Origin of the sequence: Pseudoflavonifractor phocaeensis (genome assembly GCF_016901955.1) — a bacterium.
Classification (GTDB): Bacteria; Bacillota; Clostridia; order Oscillospirales; family Oscillospiraceae; genus Flavonifractor; species Flavonifractor phocaeensis_A.
The window spans coordinates 1-4,778 of the sequence record NZ_JACJLC010000132.1 but is presented as its reverse complement, the minus strand read 5'-3'; the positions used below and the strand labels follow the sequence as shown (position 1 = coordinate 4,778).

Here is a 4,778-nt window from a genome sequence, read left to right as displayed (position 1 = left end):
GCATTCTTGCATATATAGGACATGGGTTGCTGAAGGTCTATGTGGAATTTTTCCGTGGCACCCCCCTGATGCTTCAGGCCATGTTTATTTTTTACGGCGCGGCCTACGCCTTTGATCTGCACATGGAGACCTTTTCCGCCGGTATTTTTATTCTCTCCATCAACACCGGCGCCTACATGGCGGAAACGGTACGAGGCGGTATTCTGGCCATTGACCCCGGCCAGGCCGAGGGCGCCAAGGCTATCGGCATGACCCACCGGCAGGCGATGCTCTATGTGATCCTTCCCCAGGCTCTGCGCAATCTGCTGCCCCAGATCGGCAACAACTTCCTCATCAACCTGAAGGACTCGTCCATGCTGTCGGTCATCAGCGTCACCGAGCTTTTCTTCTCTTTCAAGTCCGCGGCTGCCGCCCTCTACCTCTATTTCCCCGCCGCCACCATCGCCATGATCATCTACCTGATCATGACGCTCATCTCCGCACGGCTGCTGCGGCTGTGGGAGCGGGCCATGGCGGGCAAGGCCAATTACGAGCTGGTGTCTGATCTGTCTCAGGAAGGGAGTGCGGGATAACATGGATGGTACCTATCTGCGGGATTTCAGCAATCCCATTTTACAGGTGCGCCACCTGTCCAAGACCTTTGGGACCCATTCTGTTTTGAAGGACATTGACTTTACTGTTTGTGCAGGCGATGTGATCTCGGTCATTGGGGCCTCCGGCTCCGGAAAATCAACCTTGCTGCGCTGCATCAATCTGCTGGAATCCCCCACCGGCGGTCAAATTCTTTTTCATGGCAGCGACATCTTGGAGCACGGGAACAATGTTCCCAATTATCGCTCCAAGGTGGGCATGGTGTTCCAGAGCTTTAATCTGTTCCACAATATGAGTGTGCTGCGAAACTGCGAGATCGGTCAGGAGAAGGTTTTGAAGCGCAAAAAGGATCTGGCTCGGGAGAATGCTCTCAAATACCTGCGAAAGGTAGGCATGGCTCCCTATATCAATGCCTATCCCCACCAGCTCTCCGGCGGACAAAAGCAGCGGGTGGCAATTGCAAGAGCACTGGCCATGGAGCCGGAGGTCCTGCTCTTTGATGAGCCCACCTCCGCCCTGGACCCGGAGATGGTGGGCGAGGTGCTGGAGGTCATGCGCACCCTGGCCCGGGACGGCATGACCATGATCGTGGTGACCCATGAAATGGCCTTTGCCCGGGATGTGTCCAACCACGTCATCTTTATGGCCGACGGCGTGATCTGCGAGCAGCGGGATCCGCAGCGACTCTTCCAGGCGCCCAAAAACAAGCGCACACAGGAATTTCTGCTGCGGTTCCTGGCCCACTAAAGCTATGACGTTGGAAAAGAGTTTCTGCGGAATTTCTCAGAAAATCTTTTTATTTACCATACCGGGGAGGCAAGAAACGCTTAGGTTGCTTGCCTCCCTGGTCTGCATAAAGAAAGTGATCTATGACTCTTCAGATGACAAAAATTGGGGCTGTTGCGTTATTTTGCAGCAGCCCCATTTAGTTTATGTATTCCGGGAAACCTTTGCTTTCCTGGATATTTGATCCCAGCCCAGGTTGCACATAGGATATAGCCACCACGAAAGGCTATTGGCAAATCAGCAAAACTCCGTTCCAAGTGCTGACCCATGGTTAGGAAATACAGGTAACCGCCAACCGCTCGTGCAGTGTATTAAAGATGCGCGTTTGACGGAACCCGGCAACGCCGTATAGGTTCCACCCCACGGTATTTTTCTGATTGCAGAACAGAAAAACGGCGCCGGCAGGCCCCAGCGGGAGGGTCCGCAAAAAGGCCAGCAGCTGCCGGAACGCCGCAGCTCCGTAGCCCCGGCCCTGATAGCGCCGGTCGATCAGAAACCGGGCAATTTCATAGGCCGGGCCGGAGATACCGGGCACTCCACAGGGCTGATAGCGCACCATAGCAAAGCCGATCAGCCTGCGCCCCCGCCAGATCCCCAAAAGCAGCACCGGAACCGTACTGGTTTTTGCTTCTTCCAGGCTGAATCTGGTGGAATGGACAAACGTCCGCTGGGTATTCCGCACCTTGAGCCGCAAACAGAGCCGGTGATCCCGGCGCCGCAGCGGCCGGAGACAGATCCGATCCATCCCGTCACCTACACAGGGCAGAGGTCGGGATCCGGATCCTCGTCATAAATCTGAACTTCATTTTGTGCATAGTCCAAAAACTCCTCTTCCTCCACTGTGCAGTGATCAAAAACCACATTTTGGAACTGGCATGAGTCCCAGATACAGTCACTGAACTCACAGTTTGAAAACCGCACCCCTGACAGCCGGCATTTGATGAACTGGCACCCCTGAAAGCTGGCGTTTTTAATATGTAAATATCCCGCCGCCCGGGAAGAACGCCATTCCGCCGAGATAAAGGCCGTGCCCTGAAAGCTGGCAAAATGGTAGGTACCATCCTCAAACTCCGTGAAGGTGGCATTGCAGTCGGACACATCCGCGAAATCAAAGCGGCATCCTTTGAACCTGGTATTGGTAAGATTGCTGCCATGCAGGTCGCTGTTTGAAACGTCGCTGGATTGGCAGATGCCGTCGGTCAGCTGGAGACTGCCGCCCAGTACGGTTTTCAGCGTGCAGTTTCTCAATTTCCCATGATGGAGCCGGGCGTTATACAGCCGGGCGCTGTCAAAGCTGGTACCCCGGGCGTCCAGATAGCTCCAGTCCACGTCAGAGGCGTTGCAGTGCCGCAGGCTGCAATTTGAAAGGTGGAGATTCTGAGCCTTTACCTCTACAAAGGTACTGCTGTCGGCGATCACACCTGTCCACCGGGCCGCGAAAAGATTACAGTGGGTCAGGTCGCTGTTGTTCAGCCGCACCTGACGCATATGCGCCTGGGGGAAACTGGCGCTAAACAAAATCGCCCGGCTCATATCCACATTTTGTAAGGAGATATCCGTGGCAAACACCTCGGAAAAATCACAGAACCGCAGATCGGCAAACTGAATTTCCCAGCTCATGATTTTACTGCCGCTAAAATTGCATCGGCTAAGATTTTTGCGGGTACCGGAGATCAGCTTCCAGCCGGATATGGTACAGTCGGAAAACGTACTGTTTTTCATGGAGATGATGGGACCGCTTATGCTCCAGTCGGTCAAAACGCATTGATCGAACTCCAGCTCCTCCAGTTCACATTTCTCAAACACGCAGCGGCTCCAAGAAGTGTCTGCGGCCTCAAAGCCGTTGAGCTGGCAGCGCTCAAACTTGCAGTCGTCCATATCGCTGTGTTCAGCATAGCCGCCGCGCAAGGTGCAACGGATAAACATGGCGTTATTGGTGCTGGACGACAAAAAGGAAACCTGGTCCATATGGCAGCTTTCATAGCAGGACATGTCCAAGCAGGACCGCTCCAGCTTGGTGTTGTAAAACGCGGAATCCTGGACCTCGCTGCTGTGGGCAACAAAATTCCGCAGATCGGAATTGATAAAATCCGCCTTTTGAAAGGTCATGCCGTCATATTTGAAATCTTGTATGGAGCAGCAGGAGACAAACAGGCGCATCATCACACACCACAGCACAGCCACAGCGCGGGAAAGCTGGTTTGAGATTTGAATCTTCTGGTCCGTTTCCGGATCTATTGCCAGGTCCCCATTGGCAACACAGTGCAAAATATTGCGCAGCTCATTGACTACGCCATAGATGTCCACCAGTTGAGATACGATACACTCCCACGTCTCCTCTGTGCTGTCAGATGTGTTCTGCAGTTCCTCTTGAGGCTGCGGGCGCTGGGTATCGTTTTCATTACGGATGCTTTGCAGCGGTTTTAATACGTGGATCCGGTCTGTCATAATATTGGTGATGACTGCCAGAGAATAGGGCGACTGGAGCCGGGATGAGGTATGCATGGACAGCAGCTCGTCAATGCGCTCGGCCATGGTCAGAAACTCCCGGCTGTCTTTGGGCTTTATGGGGTCAATATGCTCTTGTGTAATGGGGATAAGCCAGGGGCTGACCGGGATCTCCTTACCCAGCTTCTCTACCTGCTCCATCCAGTATTTTCTGGCCGCTTTCGCGCTCTGTCCAGGAATATCGTCGCAGACGAACCAGAAATACGCTGTCATAATAAGGTTTACCACAAATAAGACCATATAGATGATCAAATTGGGGAGATAGAACGCTGGGGAAATCTTATCGTTTGCCAACGCAAAATTCATTAGCATCACGATAATCATGGAAAGTCCGATGAGCCACAGGTGCTGCCACAACAGCTGTCGTATTTTTTTATCATGCCAGGCAATGGTACTGGCGATACGGGGGTTTTCATCCTTTTTCCGGTCCAGATTGGAGCGCAGAAGCGCATAGAAGGTAATGGAGGCCGCCACATAGGCCAAAAGCACCCCCAGAAAGCTGGAGGTCAGGCTGTCAAAATAGCTGGGCCAGTCAGTCTGGTCCACAGAGCAGGCAAATTCTATAATGGGAATATCAAAATAGACAATGATCGCCGCGGGAATGGCCAGAAGCAAAAACACATAACAGGAAACGCGGAACGCTTGGGAGATCCGGCTGGGCAGCCTCATGGCATGGTACCCCCCCTTTTATGGTTAGCTGCCTATATTGTAACATACCACTCCAATTTTTTCTATTTTTTAATTTTAGAATAGCTCTTGTCTGCCATAAATCTCCGTAGTATAATTAATGTCTACTGAACAACCGCCAATTTTTTCTGGGGCCAGAAAATGACGAGCAAACCTGCAAGCAGGCACAAAAGGGCGCACTGAATCCTGCGGAGATTCAGCACCAG

General features: G+C 52.7%; 4 protein-coding genes. 2 read left to right on the top strand and 2 right to left on the bottom strand.

Going from position 1 to position 4,778, the window contains the following annotated elements; all coding sequences use genetic code 11:
• A partial coding sequence (locus H6B51_RS16190) for an amino acid ABC transporter permease (protein WP_204884635.1) occupies positions 1 to 572 on the top strand: 572 nt, incomplete at its 5' end.
• Between the two features lies 1 nt (position 573).
• Positions 574 to 1,338, top strand: a complete 765-nt coding sequence (locus tag H6B51_RS16185) for an amino acid ABC transporter ATP-binding protein (RefSeq protein WP_207753954.1) — start codon at positions 574 to 576, stop codon at positions 1,336 to 1,338.
• A gap of 310 nt (positions 1,339 to 1,648) precedes the next feature.
• Here the strand turns inward: H6B51_RS16185 and H6B51_RS16180 are convergent, their stop codons facing one another.
• Together H6B51_RS16180 and H6B51_RS16175 are read right to left on the bottom strand one after the other, a co-directional pair.
• Positions 1,649 to 2,122 carry a GNAT family N-acetyltransferase gene (locus tag H6B51_RS16180; RefSeq protein WP_204884634.1) on the bottom strand — a complete coding sequence of 158 codons (474 nt, stop codon included), beginning with the start codon at positions 2,120 to 2,122 and terminating at the stop codon, positions 1,649 to 1,651.
• A gap of 8 nt (positions 2,123 to 2,130) precedes the next feature.
• On the bottom strand, positions 2,131 to 4,554 hold the full coding sequence (locus H6B51_RS16175; RefSeq protein ID WP_204884633.1) for a pentapeptide repeat-containing protein: 2,424 nt from the start codon (positions 4,552 to 4,554) through the stop codon (positions 2,131 to 2,133).
• Between the last annotated feature and the right edge of the window lie 224 nt (positions 4,555 to 4,778).